20 protein-coding genes and 1 tRNA gene are annotated in these 15,137 nt (G+C 66.2%); 3 read left to right on the plus strand and 18 right to left on the minus strand.

From position 1 onward, the window contains the following. Positions 1-2 precede the first annotated feature (2 nt). From arfB to UCD39_RS13910, 6 genes are all read right to left on the minus strand, one after another. Positions 3-461: an alternative ribosome rescue aminoacyl-tRNA hydrolase ArfB gene (gene arfB / locus UCD39_RS13885; RefSeq protein WP_330496589.1), complete on the minus strand. Its 459-nt coding sequence runs from the start codon at positions 459-461 to the stop codon at positions 3-5. 93 nt (positions 462-554) lie between these two features. Further along, a complete protein-coding gene (locus UCD39_RS13890; protein ID WP_330496590.1) occupies positions 555-1,316 on the minus strand; it encodes a Crp/Fnr family transcriptional regulator in 762 nt (253 codons plus the stop codon). Between the two features lie 131 nt (positions 1,317-1,447). Beyond that, positions 1,448-2,080 (minus strand): hypothetical protein, encoded by a 633-nt coding sequence (locus UCD39_RS13895; RefSeq protein WP_330496591.1) that lies wholly within the window; start codon positions 2,078-2,080, stop codon positions 1,448-1,450. A 244-nt stretch (positions 2,081-2,324) separates the two neighbouring features. Further along, a complete protein-coding gene (gene rpsI, locus UCD39_RS13900) occupies positions 2,325-2,807 on the minus strand; it encodes a 30S ribosomal protein S9 (RefSeq protein WP_050898408.1) in 483 nt (160 codons plus the stop codon). Between the two features lie 3 nt (positions 2,808-2,810). Then, positions 2,811-3,272, minus strand: a complete 462-nt coding sequence (gene rplM / locus UCD39_RS13905) for a 50S ribosomal protein L13 (RefSeq protein ID WP_004273148.1) — start codon at positions 3,270-3,272, stop codon at positions 2,811-2,813. Positions 3,273-3,566: 294 nt separating this feature from the next. Continuing rightward, complete coding sequence (locus UCD39_RS13910; protein ID WP_330496592.1) at positions 3,567-4,052, minus strand: PaaI family thioesterase; 486 nt, start codon at positions 4,050-4,052, stop codon at positions 3,567-3,569. Between the two features lie 95 nt (positions 4,053-4,147). On the opposite strand from UCD39_RS13910, the gene UCD39_RS13915 reads away from it, so the two are divergent. Continuing rightward, positions 4,148-4,591: a CoA-binding protein gene (locus UCD39_RS13915; RefSeq protein WP_330496593.1), complete on the plus strand. Its 444-nt coding sequence runs from the start codon at positions 4,148-4,150 to the stop codon at positions 4,589-4,591. A 1-nt stretch (position 4,592) separates the two neighbouring features. On the opposite strand, the gene cutA is transcribed toward UCD39_RS13915, so the two are convergent. After that, positions 4,593-4,925 carry a divalent-cation tolerance protein CutA gene (gene cutA, locus UCD39_RS13920; protein WP_186455643.1) on the minus strand — a complete coding sequence of 111 codons (333 nt, stop codon included), beginning with the start codon at positions 4,923-4,925 and terminating at the stop codon, positions 4,593-4,595. Positions 4,926-5,106: 181 nt separating this feature from the next. Here cutA and UCD39_RS13925 point away from each other — a divergent pair, with 181 nt between their 5' ends. Further along, positions 5,107-5,433, plus strand: a complete 327-nt coding sequence (locus UCD39_RS13925; RefSeq protein ID WP_330496594.1) for a hypothetical protein — start codon at positions 5,107-5,109, stop codon at positions 5,431-5,433. 62 nt (positions 5,434-5,495) lie between these two features. On the opposite strand, the gene UCD39_RS13930 is transcribed toward UCD39_RS13925, so the two are convergent. The 8 genes from UCD39_RS13930 to UCD39_RS13965 form a co-directional block, all read right to left on the minus strand. After that, a tRNA-Pro gene (locus tag UCD39_RS13930) sits at positions 5,496-5,572 on the minus strand. 289 nt (positions 5,573-5,861) lie between these two features. Beyond that, positions 5,862-6,632: a MerR family transcriptional regulator gene (locus UCD39_RS13935; RefSeq protein ID WP_330496595.1), complete on the minus strand. Its 771-nt coding sequence runs from the start codon at positions 6,630-6,632 to the stop codon at positions 5,862-5,864. 3 nt (positions 6,633-6,635) lie between these two features. After that, a complete protein-coding gene (locus tag UCD39_RS13940) occupies positions 6,636-6,947 on the minus strand; it encodes an integration host factor subunit alpha (protein ID WP_145730278.1) in 312 nt (103 codons plus the stop codon). Between the two features lie 245 nt (positions 6,948-7,192). Further along, positions 7,193-8,167 carry a beta-ketoacyl-ACP synthase III gene (locus UCD39_RS13945; RefSeq protein ID WP_330496596.1) on the minus strand — a complete coding sequence of 325 codons (975 nt, stop codon included), beginning with the start codon at positions 8,165-8,167 and terminating at the stop codon, positions 7,193-7,195. A 29-nt stretch (positions 8,168-8,196) separates the two neighbouring features. Then, positions 8,197-9,267 carry a phosphate acyltransferase PlsX gene (gene plsX, locus UCD39_RS13950; protein WP_330496597.1) on the minus strand — a complete coding sequence of 357 codons (1,071 nt, stop codon included), beginning with the start codon at positions 9,265-9,267 and terminating at the stop codon, positions 8,197-8,199. Positions 9,268-9,304: 37 nt separating this feature from the next. Next, positions 9,305-9,496: a 50S ribosomal protein L32 gene (gene rpmF, locus UCD39_RS13955; RefSeq protein WP_081486680.1), complete on the minus strand. Its 192-nt coding sequence runs from the start codon at positions 9,494-9,496 to the stop codon at positions 9,305-9,307. A gap of 238 nt (positions 9,497-9,734) precedes the next feature. Next, positions 9,735-10,406 carry a YceD family protein gene (locus tag UCD39_RS13960; protein WP_330496598.1) on the minus strand — a complete coding sequence of 224 codons (672 nt, stop codon included), beginning with the start codon at positions 10,404-10,406 and terminating at the stop codon, positions 9,735-9,737. Between the two features lie 47 nt (positions 10,407-10,453). Continuing rightward, positions 10,454-11,089: a ubiquinol-cytochrome C chaperone family protein gene (locus UCD39_RS13965; protein WP_330496599.1), complete on the minus strand. Its 636-nt coding sequence runs from the start codon at positions 11,087-11,089 to the stop codon at positions 10,454-10,456. A 172-nt stretch (positions 11,090-11,261) separates the two neighbouring features. Between UCD39_RS13965 and UCD39_RS13970 the strand changes: the two genes are divergently transcribed. Continuing rightward, positions 11,262-11,744: an outer membrane protein assembly factor BamE gene (locus tag UCD39_RS13970; protein WP_330496600.1), complete on the plus strand. Its 483-nt coding sequence runs from the start codon at positions 11,262-11,264 to the stop codon at positions 11,742-11,744. Between the two features lie 97 nt (positions 11,745-11,841). Here the strand turns inward: UCD39_RS13970 and UCD39_RS13975 are convergent, their stop codons facing one another. The 3 genes from UCD39_RS13975 to UCD39_RS13985 form a co-directional block, all read right to left on the minus strand. Next, the gene (locus UCD39_RS13975) at positions 11,842-13,965 is read right to left on the minus strand and encodes a sodium-translocating pyrophosphatase (protein ID WP_330496601.1); all 2,124 of its coding nucleotides are present in this window, start codon (positions 13,963-13,965) and stop codon (positions 11,842-11,844) included. A 133-nt stretch (positions 13,966-14,098) separates the two neighbouring features. Continuing rightward, positions 14,099-14,578: a GNAT family N-acetyltransferase gene (locus UCD39_RS13980; protein WP_330496602.1), complete on the minus strand. Its 480-nt coding sequence runs from the start codon at positions 14,576-14,578 to the stop codon at positions 14,099-14,101. Positions 14,579-14,599: 21 nt separating this feature from the next. Next, on the minus strand, positions 14,600-15,052 hold the full coding sequence (locus tag UCD39_RS13985) for a flagellar basal body-associated FliL family protein (RefSeq protein WP_322483457.1): 453 nt from the start codon (positions 15,050-15,052) through the stop codon (positions 14,600-14,602). Positions 15,053-15,137: the final 85 nt, after the last annotated feature.

The raw sequence follows: 15,137 nt of genomic DNA on the forward strand, positions 1-15,137 counted from the left end.
GCTTAGTCGAAATCCACGGTGCCGCGCAGACGCTTCACACCGCTGCGGGTGGCCTTGGCCTCCAGCCGCCGTTTCTGGGACCCCAGCGTGGGCCGGGTCGGGCGGCGGGCCGCCTGGCGCACCGTCGCCTCGCGGATCAGCTCGAACAGGCGTTCACGCGCGTCCTCGCGATTACGCTCCTGGGTGCGGTGGCGTTGCGCGGTGATGACGATGACGCCGTCCCCCGTCCAGCGGCGGCCGGCCAGGGTCTTCAGCTTGTCCTTCACCCATTGCGGCAGGTTGGGCGAGGCCGCGGCGTCGAACCGCAGTTGCACGGCCGTTTCCACCTTGTTGACGTTCTGCCCGCCGGGACCGCCGGCGCGCAGGAAACTCTCCTGCAACTCCGTCTCGGCCAACCGGATTCCGGGCGCGACCAGCACGGTCGGGCCTTGGAACGGCGGGGGCGAGGACGGCGGCAGCATGGAATGGAACCAGGTGTGGAAGCGCAGCCATAATCCTAGACGGCGGGCTTCCCCTTGTCTAACGGCGGGCCCGAATGGCTGAAACGCCGCCCGTCAGGGCGTGTCGACATCCCACATGGCCACCGGCCATTCCTCCGACAGACGGCGGCGGCCCGGGCCGGGCGTGGCCAAGGTGCGCAGGGCGTCGAAGTCCTTCAGCACGGCGACACCTTCTTCCAGCGCCACGCCATGTCGGCGCAGGTCGGCAAAGGTCCAGGCCACATCCTCCGGTGCGGCGGACAGGGCCGCGGCCAGGGCGGCGAGGTCAACCTCCAGCCGGCCGCCGGCCCGGCGCTCGGCATGCTCCCGCAACAGATGGGCCGCCAGGCGTTGGGGCAGCGAGAGTTCTCGCAGGGCCGTGACCGTCTCGACCAACACCCGTTCGCGCGCCGCCTGCCCGGCCATCAGTGACAGCGCCAGGTCGGCGCCCACCCCCAGGCGCGTGCGCAGGGCCGCCACCGGCAATGCCAGAAGACGGGCCGGGGTCAGCGCGCGAACACTGACCGGCGCGGGGGCGCCAGTAAGCGCTTCCGCCAACAGGAAGGTGGTTTCGGGGCCGTGGCGCTGCCCCACCTCGGCATTGCCCGCCACCAGGGCCACCGTGCCGGACAGCAGTACCTGGATAACGTCCAAGGGCACGCCCTGTCTGACGGCCAGGTCGCCAGGCGCCCGCTCCTCGATGCGGCAGGCAGCCGCCAGGGCGGACAGCATGTCCGGCGCCAGGCGGGCGAAAGCCGGCAGCGCCGCCAGATCGCCGGCGATTCCCAGAGCGCCACCACCGATGGCGCCGGCGCCCGTCGTCATATCCATCGTCATCCAACCCAACCCCATCTTGCCCGCCAACCGCCCCGCGGGCGGGCGCCACCTTATGCCCTAGGGCACACCCCAAATAGTCGAGCCTTTGCCCTAAGCCTTTTGGATACGGACCGTTCGCAAACGCAAAACCTTCATCGGTCCTGCCGCCGGTAGCGGCGCCGCTCCCGTGCCAGGGCCATGGACCTTGCGGCGTGTCGCCAGGCGGCGGACAACACCGGGACGGCGACGGCCCGGACGCCCCGCGCGACCGCCACGACCGCACGCCAGGCGGGCAGCGCCTTCAGCCGGTCGATCCAACCCACGATCCAACCATGGACCCGGGCGAACCAGCGGATGGTCAACAGCTTGTGCCGGCTGCGCTGGAACAGGCGTTCCACCGTCAGCAGCTTCACGATCTCGGCCGCCACGATCAGCAGGATGCCCAGGCGGGTTTTGCCCTGGGCGATCAGCAGCGCGCCCAAGGGTTTCGCCGGCTCCAGCACGATCAACGGCACCAGGAACAGGACCAAGGTCGTGCGCGGCCCCAATCGGTCAATAAACCGCCCCAGGGCCTGAAATGCCGACCAGCGGCCCATGCGCGTGGCGAAGGGACGCACTAGGGGTAGGAAGCAGACATCGACCAGGACATAGGCCAAGGCTGCCAGCACCGCCAAGGGCGTCACCAGACGGCGAATCCATAGGCGGGTCTGGGAACTGGGGCGCCAACCCAAAGCACGGCGCACACGGCCGTGCCGTGTTGGGCCGGCCGACTTCTGATCCGCCATCCTCTCCGTCCTTCCTATGGACCAACCACCGCTCTTCCCCTGACCCAACCCGGGGGCTGAGCGAAGGGGCCTGGGCGGGCCCACAACCTTGCGGGGACGGTGACGAGCCCCAGTCCCGCGCGCAAGGTCCACTTGGTGGCATTTTTGTGGACCCGTCCTCGCATATACGCGCGGGGGCCAAAAGGAAAAGGCGCCTTCCCAAGGGAAGACGCCTTTCCGGCAAAACCATCCAAACGGCTGGATATCAGCGCTTGGAGAACTGGAAGCTACGACGGGCCTTGGCCTTACCGTACTTCTTACGCTCGACCACGCGCGGGTCGCGGGTCAGCAGGCCGGCAACCTTCAGCGGCGGGCGCAGGGCCGGCTCGAAGTAGGTCAGGGCCTTGGAGATGCCGTGGCGCAGCGCGCCGGCCTGGCCGGACAGGCCACCACCGGACACGGTGCACACCACATCGTACTGCTCAACGCGGCCGACGATCTGGAACGGCTGGTTGATCATCATGCGCAGCACGGGGCGGGCGAAGTAGACGGTGATGTCACGGCCGTTGACCGTGACCTGGCCCTTGCCCGGCTTAATCCAGACGCGGGCGACCGCGTCCTTGCGCTTGCCGGTGGCGTAGGAACGGCCCTGAGCGTCGATCTTCGGCTGAGCCGGCTCGGCGGCCTCGGTCGTCACGACGGCGGCGCCCTGCTTCAGGTCGGCCAGGCTGTTGATGGTCTGAGCCATGGATTAGGCCCCCTTGTTCTTGGGATTCAGGGCGCCGACGTCCAGCACCTCGGGGTTCTGCGCTTCGTGAGGATGCGTCGGACCCTTGTAAACGCGCAGGTTACCCATCTGACGACGGCCCAGCGGACCGCGGGTGATCATGCGCTCGACGGCCTTCTCAATGACCCGCTCCGGGTACTTGCCGTCCAGGATCTGGCCCAGGCTGCGCTGCTTGATGCCGCCAGCGTAACCGGTGTGCCAGTAGAAGATCTCGTCGCTGCGCTTGTTGCCGGTCAGCTTCACCTTCTCCGCATTGATGACGATGACGTTGTCACCGCAATCCATGTGGGGGGTGTAGGTCGGCTTGTGCTTGCCGCGCAGGCGCATGGAAATGATGCTGGCCAGTCGGCCCAGCACGAGGCCGTCGGCGTCGATGAGAAGCCACTTCTTCTCGATCTCAGACGGCTTGAGAGACAAGGTTTTCATCCGCGCACTCACTCAAAATGAGGTCCGGGCCAAAATGGGCCCCAGGGCACCGCTCCTGGGACCGGCACCGAAGTGGGCGGTTTTTATGTCGGTGACGGCCGGGTGTCAACGGTAAAAAGGGGCCGGCCATCAAATGCTTAGCGATAAGGTATTATGATACCTTATTTTCAAACCCCTTGATTCCATTACGTTTTTTCAATCGCGAATTTTGCCGTCGTTTCCGTTTTCCCAATGAATCCAGCACATTGCCCGGGTGGCCGCGCCGGGTCGCTTATCGCGGGCGTTGCCCCCGCCTCAGCCCCGCGGAATCGCATAGGTGCCCGTCGCGTGCGCCACGGGGTCATCCTCCCCCTCTGAATAGAGGGTGACCTCGCCATAGGCCAGGCTGCGCCCCATGCGGACGATGCGGGCATGGGCCACCAGCGGCCGGGCCGGCGGGCGGCGCAGGAAGGTGATGGTCATGTTGCTGGTGACGGCCAGCACGATGTGCCCCGCCCTGCTGAGGACCGCGCCGTAGAGCGCCACATCGGCCAGGGCGAACATGGTGGGGCCGGAGACTGTGCCGCCGGGGCGCAGGAAATCCTCCGACACCGGCATGGTCAGGGTGATGCTGCCGTGCCCCATCTCCCGGGTGCGGATGCCGGCGCGGTGCGCCTGCGGCAAGCCCGTTTCCAGCAGGCGGTCGAAATCCGCCGGCGTGAACACTGCGGCCTTGCCCATGGCGGCCAGCATGTCCCCCGTGGACGTGTCCCCATTAGGCGCCTGCACGTCATCCGTCATTTCAATTCCCCTCCCCGTGTCCCATGTATGGTTCTCGCCCCACCGGGCGCCGTCGCTTCCCATCCCTTGCCCATCCCTTTCAAGGATCCAGGACCATGAGCGAGACGATCACCGATGACACGCTGCGCGACGTGTTCCTGAAGACCAGGACCGTGGCCATTGTCGGCATATCCCCCGATCCGGCCAAGCCGTCGCACTATGTTCCGGCCTTCATGCAGCGCGACTACGGCTACAAGATCATCCCGGTGCATCCGGCGCACGTCGGCACCACGATCCTGGGTGAACCCGTGGTCGCCAGCCTGGCCGAGTTGCCCGAGGGCGTCGACTTCGTGGAAATCTTCCGCGCCGCGCCGGCCATCGCGCCGTTCGTGGTGGAAGCGGCACAGCGCGGCATCCCCTTCATCTGGATGCCGCTGGGCGTCAGCCATGAGGACTCGGCCGCCCAGGCGCGGTCGCTGGGGGCCACGGTCATCATGGACCGCTGCCCCAAGATCGACCTGCCGCGCCTGTTCCCCAACGGTTTGCCGGCAAGACCCTAGATCACGCGGCCGGCGGGGGCGGCGCGGCCGAGGCGGCGATCCATTCCAGGAAACCCGGGTTGCCCGACACCACCGGCAGCGCCACGATGCAGGGCGTATCGTAGCTGTGCAGTTCCTTGACCCGCTTGGTCAGGGCCTCGAACCGGTCGGCGCGGGTCTTGGCGATGAAGGCAACCTCCGCCGCCGTCTCAACGCCGTCTTTCCAGCGGTAAATGGATTGCGTCGCCCCCAGGATGTTGACGCAAGCGGCAAGCCGCTCCTCCACCAACACCCGTCCAATGGTCTGCGCCTCCTCCGTCGAGGCCGCTGTCATATAGACCAGGAACGCCGCCATCACGCACCTCTCACTTTGAAAATGTCCGCCCGATACGTGCCCGCCCCCTGACGCCTGGGGCCGTTTGACGTCCGGCGCTGCCAGCGTAAGATACAAGAGTGCCCGGCGCCACCGTGCAATCGGTGCAGCCTATGGGCGTGGCGCCGCATCGTGGGACAGGCGGCGATGACGGGGGCGAGGCATGGCGCACGACAAGGAAGCTGTTCCTGAGACGGCCACGGCGGCCTTCCCCGCGTCTGTGGTCCCTACCCCGGTGCAAAAGCGCTGGCTGCGGCGCGGCCTGGACCAGGCCGGCGGCAAGCTGCCCCTGTTCTGGCCGGACGGCAGCAAGGTCACCCCCGCCACGGTCAAGGCCTGCCTGGATGCCGGTTGGGCCACCCCCTGGTTCAGCAACCCGCTGAAACCCGATTGGCTGGTGTGCCGTCTGACCGACGCGGGGCGAGCGGTGTGCGGCAAGCCGGCCCCCCGGAAAAAGAGGGAAGCGGAAAAGGTGCGGGATGTGACGTAGCCCAGAAATGGAAACGGCGCCTGGTCCATTACGGAACCGGCGCCGTCTTCATGTTCGAGAGATGGTCGGAGCGACAGGATTCGAACCTGCGACCCCCAGACCCCCAGTCTGATGCGCTACCAGGCTGCGCTACGCTCCGACCTCTCGAGTGAACCGCGGTACGCTGCGGTTCGGGCGCGGACTATATCCACGAGGTCACCCCAATGCAACGCTGTTGGAGGCCCTAACGTCAAAAAAATGAATTTTTCTATATAATGATTATTTTTCAAAAGGTTATAGATACGCACGACGCTCGAACGAACGCGCGGGACCACCAAAAGACGCCCTCGTCGCCTGGTCGATCATCTTTTCCGGGTTGGGGGAAGGCCCCGCATCGCCGTCGGCCCCGCGTGGTCGGGGCGGTACGGCGGGACGGCCTGGGCAAGAGGTTAAAGGACCCGCCGCAGCAGGTCGCGAATCTCTTCCAGGTCGCTCAGCACCTGGCCCAGCGCATCCCGCTTGGCCAAAGGCAGACCCTTCTCACCGGCGGGGCGACGGGTCTCCGGGGCGCGGGGCGCCAAGGGTTCTGGCTCCGGCGGGGTGCGCGCCCATTCCGGATCGGCCTCGGGATCGTGATCGAACAGGCCGACGATGCGAAGCTTGTCCTCCGGCTGCGTGCGGACTGGCGGCTGGGGCGCGGGCGGCGGGGATGGCGCCTCCGTCCAGCCGTCGTCACCGGAGTCCGCGCCTTCATCCGCGTCGGCCGCCGGGCCATGGGACGGCAGCGGACGCCCACCGGGAGTGCGCAGCAGGCGTTGCACCCCCTTGATGGTGTAGCCTTCCTTATAAAGCAGCACCTGGATTCGGCGCAGCATCTCCACATCGTCGGGGCGGTAATAGCGACGACCGCCGCCGCGCTTCAGTGGGCGGATGTGAGGGAATTTGGTTTCCCAAAACCGCAGCACGTGCTGCGGCACGTCCAACTCGGCCGACACTTCGCTGATGGTGCGGAAGGCGGTGGGGGATTTGGCGCCGCTGCGGCCACCACGCTCGGGGGCGCTCCCGGCGGTCACTTCCCCGTGCGTCTCTCCTTCCGGCACGTCCGCCTCACCCATCTCATCCCCACCCTCAGGCAGGGCATCGGTCACGGCGACAGCGTCGCTGGACTCGGGGCCGCCATCGGCGGGCACCGTGGGTTCAGGCGCGGGCGTGCCGGACATGGCTTATTGCTCGTTGGCCGACAGGACTTCGTTGATGCGATTCTTCAGCACATGGCTGGCCCGGAACACCAGGACGCGGCGGGGCAGAATCGGCACTTCCTCACCCGTCTTGGGGTTGCGGCCGATGCGCTCCCCCTTGGACCGGACGGAGAAGCTGCCAAAGGAAGAAATCTTGACCATTTCCCCGCGCCCCAAGGCGGCGGCGATCTCATCCAACACGCTTTCCACCAAAACGGAAGACTCATTTCGCGACAGCCCCACCTCCTGGTAGATGGCCTCGCTCAAATGAGCGCGCGTGACGGTGTGATCTCCCATGGGTGCCCTCCCTCGACCAGTGGCCCCTTTGCCAACTGCGGGAACGGTAATGCCAGCGGGTAAAGTCGTCAATTCCAAAGGTTTGCCAAAGTCTTGTCAGATTTGGCTAGACCATCCGTCAAGGTGCGGCGGTATTGCGGAGCACCCAAAAATGGTGCGATGCGAAAGCAGCGACGCCATCGCCTCAAATAATGAAGGGGCCCCTGTCCAGAGGCCCCGTCGCATACCAAGGTAGGTTGATTGACTTAGAAGCGCACCAGGGCGGCGCCCCAGGTGAAGCCGCCGCCCATGGCTTCCAGCAAGACCAACTCGCCCCGCTTGATGCGGCCATCGGTCACGGCCTCGCACAACGCCAGCGGGATGGAGGCGGCGGAGGTGTTGCCATGGTGGTCCACGGTCAGCACCACCTGGTTGGCATCCATCTTCAGCTTGCGGGCGGTGTTCTCGATGATGCGGCGGTTGGCCTGATGGGGCACCAGCCAGTCCAGGTCTTCGGGCGCCAGGCCATTGGCATCCAGCGCCTCGCCCACCACCTCGGCCAAATTGGCCACGGCGTGCTTGAACACCTCCTGCCCCGCCATGCGCACGTGGCCCACGGTCTGGGTGGAGGATGGGCCGCCGTCTACATAGAGCAGATCGTGGTGCCGGCCGTCGGAGTGGAGGTGGGTGGACAGGATGCCGCGATCCCGCGCCGTGCCCTCGCCCTCCTGGGCGCGCAGCACGACGGCGCCGGCGCCGTCGCCGAACAGCACGCAGGTGCCGCGGTCGTTCCAGTCAAGAATGCGGGAGAAGGTTTCGGCGCCGATGACCAGCACGGTCCGCGCCTGGCCGGCCCGGATGAAGTTGTCCGCCACCGACAGGGCGTAGATGAAGCCGGAGCAGACGGCCTGCACGTCGAAGGCGGCGCCGCGGGTCATCCCCAATGCCGCCTGCACCTTGGCGGCGGTGGCGGGAAAGGTCTGGTCGGGCGTCGCCGTGGCCAGCACGATCAGGTCGAGATCATCGACCGGGACATTGCCATGGGCCAGCGCCGCCTTGGCGGCGGCCAGCGCCAGGTCGGAAGTCTTCTCCCCCTCCGCCGCGATATGGCGGCTGCGGATGCCCGTGCGCTGGGTGATCCACTCGTCCGATGTGTCGACCATCTTGGCCAGATCGTCGTTGGTCAGGACGCGGGCCGGCAAGTAAGAGCCGCAGCCCACGATGACGGAGCGCATTACCATGGGTCAACCAGCCGTGAGGTGATGGACCGTCACTGGGCGACGGCCTGGGGATCGGTACCGGAAGCGGCCGCCGCGGCCTGCAGGCTTTCCTGCAGCAGGGCCAACTCCTTGCGGATTTTCTCGTTGAAGCCATGCTGGACAAGGTCCACCGCCACGCAGATGGCGTTGGCGAAGCCCAGCCCATCGGTGCCGCCGTGGCTTTTCACGCAGACACCCTGAAGCCCTAGGAACATGGCGCCGTTGTAGCGGCGCGGATCGGTGCGCTGGCGTAGCTTGTTGAAGGCGCCCCGCGCCAGCAGATAGCCCAGCTTGGCCAGCAGGGACGATTGGAAGGTGCGCCGCAGGAACTCGCCAATCAGCTTGGCGGCGCCCTCGGTGGCCTTCAGCGCGACATTGCCGGTGAAGCCATCGGTCACCACCACGTCCACCGTGCCGGCGGAGATGTCGGTTCCCTCCACGAAGCCGTGGAAGTTGCGGGCCAGGGGCGTGGCGCGCAGGGCCGTCGCGGCGGCGCGGATGGACTCGTGGCCCTTCTGCTCTTCCGAACCGACGTTCAGCAAACCGATGGTCGGTTCCAGCAGGCCCAACACCGTCTGGGCGAACACCGTGCCCAGCACGGCGAACTGCACCAGGTTGTCGGCGTCGCATTCGAGGTTGGCACCCAGGTCCAGCATCACGCAGTCGCCCCGCATCGTGGGCAACATGGACGCGATCGCCGGCCTGTCAATGCCAGGCAGCGTCTTCAGCACGAACTTGGCCATGGCCATCAGAGCGCCGGTGTTGCCGGCGGAGACGACACACGCCGCCTCGCCGGCGGCCACGGCATCGATGGCCAGGCGCATGCTGGAGCCGCGACCAGAACGAAGGGCCACGGACGGCTTCGCGTCCATGGCCACAACGTCAGCGGTATGGCGCACCTGGGAAATCGCCTTCAGCGCCGGACGGGAATCGAGCAGCGCGCTGATGCGCTGCTCATCACCGACGAACAGGAAGTCGACATTGGGGCAGCGTTCGCGTGCGATATCCGCACCGTCCACCACCATGTCCGGGGCATGATCGCCGCCCATCGCGTCAAGGGCAATTCGCAGGCGTGTGCTCACCGGACAGCGACCTCCTCAAGCACCGGGGCGAACCGGATCAGGCGGCAGCGGTAGCAGTGTCGACGACGACCTCGCGGCCGTCGTAGTGGCCGCAAGAGCCACACACGTGGTGCGGGCGGGTCAGCTCACCGCAGTTGCTGCACTCGTGATGCGCACCGGCGCTGATGGCGTGGTGCGAGCGGCGCATGTTGCGGCGAGACTGGGAGGTCTTTTTCTTAGGAACGGCCATGATCGTCTACTCTCTACTCGATTAAGACGACCACTCACGTGCCGTCTTGCTAATCATCGTCAGACCCCATGCTTTAGCGAAATCGCCGTCCTTTTCCCACCCCCAATTTACTGGGGACGGGCTTGCGGAAAACGACACGGGGCCAAACGACAAGGAACCCGGCCCAGCCCTGGACCGGATGAAACAGGGCGATTTGATTACTTGAAATCCCGGCAAAGGGCAAGCGCCAAAGACCAAATTAAGTCTTGGGGCGCAGCTTCGCAAGGGCGGCAAAGGGGTTGGGCTTGGTCTCCGCCCCCTCGACGGCCGGAGTCGCGGCTTTGGTGGCCGGCGACTCCGGCCCCTCCATGTCCTGCGTCTCCCCGTCCGCCCCCTCCATATCCGGGGGCGGTTCATTGGGCGCGTCGGGAAACTCGCCCTCGCCCTCCCAATCCTCGACATGCACGAACCGCTCGGCGTCCGCCTTGCGTGGGTAAGGCTCCAGGGCCAGGGAAAGATGCTGGGCCACCAGCTCACCGATGTCGATGCGTCCATTCTCAATGGGCTCGGGCGGGTCGGCCTCGTCATCCAGCCCCAGGTTCTCCAGGTCCTCCTCGTCCTTGGGTACCAGGTGGGCCGGGGCGAACAGGGCCTGGAAGCTGTCGCGCACGCTGGCCGCCAAGGGCTCCAACGTCACCACGCAGCTCTGCACCACCTCGGCCTCCAGCTCGCCGGTGACGCGCACCATCTGGCCGCCCCGGATGCGGCGCAGGCGCACGAGCGCCGTCAGGCTATCCAGCGACACCAGCTCCAGGCGCTTGGCCAGGGCGGCGCGTTCCGCCGGGGTGGCGGTGATCTTCTCCACGCTCTCGCGGGCGGACACCTTGTCGGCGATGACGGGGCGGGAAAACTCAGGGGTCATGTCAGCCATGACGGCAACTCCAAACGCTCAATATCAAAGAAAAAGGGAACGGGCGCTCACAGGATCGGCGGGGCGGCGAACACCGGCCCCCGCGCCAGGACATCGGCCAGGGGCATGGCGCCCAGCCGGTCGGCGGAGGCCCGGACGTAGGCCGCGACCGCGGCCACCTCCGGCCCGTCCGGCAGGGTGGAGCCGAAAAGGTTGCGGTCCAGCGCGGCCTCCAGCGCCGGCACCGGTTCCTTCAGGCCCAACTCGTAGGCGTCGGCGCGGCCATAGAAATGCGTGCCCAGGTCCTTCACCTTCTTGCCCACGACCATTTCGCTGGCGCCCAACTCGCGCAGGCTGAAGTCCAGATCGGTGAACATGTGGTCGAACAGTGCCTGGTTCAGGGCCGCGAAATCCGGCCCCTCGGCCGCCAGCCGGCGCATCACCAGCCAAGCATGCAGGGCCATCACCTCGAACCGCCCCTCCACGGTATCGGGAACGCCGCGCCCCTCGCCCGCCGACGCGGTGTAAAAGGCGGGATGGCGTGCCTGCTCGACGATGCCGGCGTACAGGCGCAGGACCGCCGCTTGGTGGCGGTTACGGCCGAACAGGGACTTCAGCAAGGCAATCACGGCGCGGTACCCGGCTTTCGTTGACAGGACAAAGCGGCTGGTGCGATTGTCACCGGCCAGATGGGGGGTGGTCATCCACCGGTCAAGCGTGACGCGGGACGTCGCGCCGGATGGGGATGACAGGAAACCCGGGCCGGTTGGTGCTCCGCGCCGGATTATCGCATCCCCCTGCGACGGACGGGCGATGCCTCAATCGTGGAATGGGGCCGACCCGCGATCAACGCTCTTGGGATTAACGTCTTAGACCATGCCGAACAAGACCCTTAAGTTGCTGTCCCCCGTTGGCCTGCTTGGCCTGGGCCTTGTCGGGATCGGGCTGACGGCCTGCACGCCCACCATCAACAACCGCGGCAACCTGGTGGAAAATCGCCGCTTGGCCGATGTCCACCCTGGGACCAGCACCAAGGAAGACGTGCAGAAGGCCCTGGGCTCGCCCAGCACCACCAGCACGGTCGATGCCAACGTCTGGTACTACATCGGCGCCATCACCGAGAACGAAGCCTTCTTCGATCCCGATATCGTTCAGCAGCGGGTGCTGCAGGTCAGCTTCAACGACCAGGGCGTCGTCAATTCCATTGGCGACATCGACCTGAACCAGCAGCAGGACATCAGCCCCGAGGATCGGGAAACCCCGACGGCGGGCCATGAGGTCACCTTCCTGGAGCAGTTGATGGGTAACCTCAACCGCGAGAAGAAGAAGGACGACAAGAAGAAGAAGGGCGGCGGCTGAGCCTCCACCCTCCACGACGGAATCAAAACCCCGGCGCGACATCGTCCCGCCGGGGTTTTTATTTGCGCGAATCGCCCGAATCTGTGCCGTGAGTAACTCAGCCGTGGGCCAGGATGGCCAGCAGCAGCAAGGCCACGATGTTCGTGATCTTGATCATGGGGTTCACGGCCGGGCCCGCCGTGTCCTTGTAGGGGTCGCCCACCGTGTCGCCGGTCACGGCCGCCTTGTGCGCGTCCGACCCCTTGCCACCGTGGTGCCCCTCCTCGATATACTTCTTGGCGTTGTCCCAGGCGCCGCCGCCCGAGGTCATGGAGATGGCGACGAACAGGCCGGTGACGATGACACCCAGCAGCATGGCGCCCACGGCTGAGAACGCCGCGCCCTTCCCCGCGATGGCGTTGATGATGAAATACAGCACCACCGGCGCCAGCACCGGCAGCAGCGAGGGAATCACCATCTCCTTGATGGCGGCCCGGGTCAGCAGGTCGACGGCCCGGCCGTAATCCGGCTTCGACGTGCCGGCCATGATGCCGGTGTTTTCCCGGAACTGGCGTCGCACCTCCTCCACCACCGAACCGGCGGCGCGGCCCACCGCCGTCATGCCCATGGCGCCGAACAGGAAGGGCAACAGCCCCCCCAGGATCAGCCCCACCACGACGAAGGGGTTGTCCAGGCCGAAGTCCAGTTTGCCCGACAGGTCCGCGAAATAGGGATAGTCGTCAGGCTTGCTCATGAAATAGTGCAGGTCCTCGTTATAGGCGGCGAACAGCACCAGGGCACCCAGGCCGGCGGAGCCGATGGCATAGCCTTTGGTCACCGCCTTGGTGGTGTTGCCCACGGCGTCCAGCGCGTCGGTGGTCACCCGCACGTCGCCGGGCAGGTCCGCCATTTCCGCGATGCCGCCGCCGTTGTCGGTGACGGGGCCATAGGCGTCCAGCGCCACGATCATGCCGGCCAGCGCCAGCATGCTGGTGACGGCGATGGCGATGCCCATCAGACCCGCCATCAGATGGGTCACCAGGATGGCCGCGCAGATGACGATGGCCGGCAGGGCCGTCGACTCCATGGAAATGGCCAGGCCCTGGATGACGTTGGTGCCGTGGCCGGTGGTGGAGCTTTGCGCCACCGACTTCACCGGACGGTAGTTCGTGCCGGTATAGTACTCGGTGATCCAGACGATCAGCGCCGTGACCAGCAGGCCGACAACGGCGCAGCAATAGAGGGTCTGGCCGGTGAAGTCCTTGCCGTTGACGGAGAAGGCGGTGGCCAGGTGGTCGGGCAGCACCCAATAGGTGACGGCCCAGATGCCGACCAGGGACAGGACGCCGGTGGCGATCAGCCCCTTGTACAGCGCGCCCATGATGTTGCCGCTGGCCCCCAATCGCACGAAATAGGTGCCGATGATGGAGGTGACGATGCAGACCCCACCGATGGCCAGCGGATACAGCATCAAGGGCGCCAGCAGGTCCGTGCCGGCGAAGAAGATGGAGGCCAGCACCATGGTCGCCACCGTGGTGACGGCATAGGTCTCGAACAGGTCGGCGGCCATGCCGGCGCAGTCGCCCACGTTGTCGCCGACATTGTCGGCGATCACGGCGGGATTGCGCGGATCATCCTCGGGAATGCCGGCCTCGACCTTGCCCACCAGGTCGGCGCCGACATCCGCCCCCTTGGTGAAGATGCCGCCGCCCAGGCGCGCGAAGATGGAGATGAGGGAGGCGCCGAAGCCCAGCGCCACCAGGGCGTCGACCAGGGGCCGCCCGGTGATCCCCAGTTGGGAAAGCAGTCCGAAATAGCCCGACACGCCCAGCAGGGCCAAGCCGGCGACCAGCATGCCGGTGACCGCGCCGGAGCGGAAGGCGATGGACAGGCCCGCCGCCAGGCCGTGGCGCGACGCCTCCGCCGTACGCACGTTGGCGCGTACCGAGACGTTCATGCCGATGTAGCCGGCCGCCCCCGAGAGCACCGCTCCCACGACGAAGCCCAAGGCGACGTACCATTTCAGGGTGACGTACAGCAGGATGGCGAGGACGACGCCCACCACGGCGATGGTGCGGTACTGGCGGTTCAGGTAAGCACCCGCCCCCACCTGGATGGCGGCGGCGATTTCCAGCATGCGGGCGTTGCCCGGGCTGGATGCGAGAACGGATCTGGCGGTGAAAAGACCATAGAGCACGGCCAAGGCGCCGCACCCCCATACGAAGGGAAGCACTCCTGTCATGGCGTTTCCTTTTCCCAGACTGGTTTCCCAGAGCGGCCGCCGCCCCAATTCTGAACGTTGGGTGTCAGTCGCCGCTTAGCCTTGAAAAAGTGACATGGAAACAGGGCTTAAGCAATCGTCTGTAGGAAATGTCCTAAAGAGACAGGAAGTAAAACCGCGTATCCACCGCCATGCGGGGAAAGGTTGGGGGTAACTCATCAGGGGTAATCGGGGAGAAACCGCTTTTCTCGTAAAAGCGATGGGCGGCCAAGAACTTAGCGGTCGTGCCCAAATACAGGGAGGTGAGGCCCACTTCCCGGGCGTGGGACAGCAAAGCCGCCAGCAACCGCGCCGCCGCCCGGTGGGGCTGCCCCCGGTGGCTGGGGGCCACGAACATCTTGCGCAACGCGGCGGCGCCGCCGCCGATGTCCTTCAGAGCGATGCTGCCGACGATGGCCTCCCCCTCCACCGCCACCCAGAACTGGCCGGCGCCCGTCAGGTAAAAGCCTGGAATGTCGCGCAGATCCGGCTGGTCCTCATAGCTTATGGGGATGCCGAACTCCTCCTGCTGGATGGGGACGATCAGTGCGGCGATGCCCGACTCGTCACCGGCGCGGTAGGGGCGGATCTCCATGCGTGGGTCCCCCGTCGGCCATCAATAGGCGGGGTGCTGGTTCACGGCCTGGATCAGCACGTCGTCCACCACGCCCTCGCCCATCACCTTGGTGGTCGCGTCGATCAGCCAGCGGCGCACCTGCACCACGTCGATGACCTGCCCGGCCTTGATCTGCTGCTGTCCCAACTTTCCGTACAATGCCTCGATATAGGCGTTCTGCAGGCGATAGCGCTGCTCCTTGACCTTTTCCTTGGCCTCGTCGGACGGCACCTGGATCTGCACCTGCAGCAGCAGGTTCTGCTCGATCTGCTTGTCGCCCATGATGGGCAGGACGAAGGGGCCGATGTCCACGAACTGCGGTGGCCCCACGGGCTTCTTTTTCTCCTCCTCCACCTTGGGCTGGGCGTCCTTGTGCACAAGGAAGATATAGCCGCCCACGCCGGCGCCGATCAGCGCCAGCAAAGCCACCAAGAGGAAAAGGATTTTCTTCATCGACAGGACATCCAGTGAAAAGATCAGGGGGCGAGTGTTCGCCCTCGCGCCATCCTAGCGCCTGGACGTTAAAAAACCGTGCCGC

The sequence above is a fragment of the Nitrospirillum karajorum genome, assembly GCF_036348415.1.
Classification (GTDB): domain Bacteria; phylum Pseudomonadota; class Alphaproteobacteria; order Azospirillales; family Azospirillaceae; genus Nitrospirillum; species Nitrospirillum amazonense_B.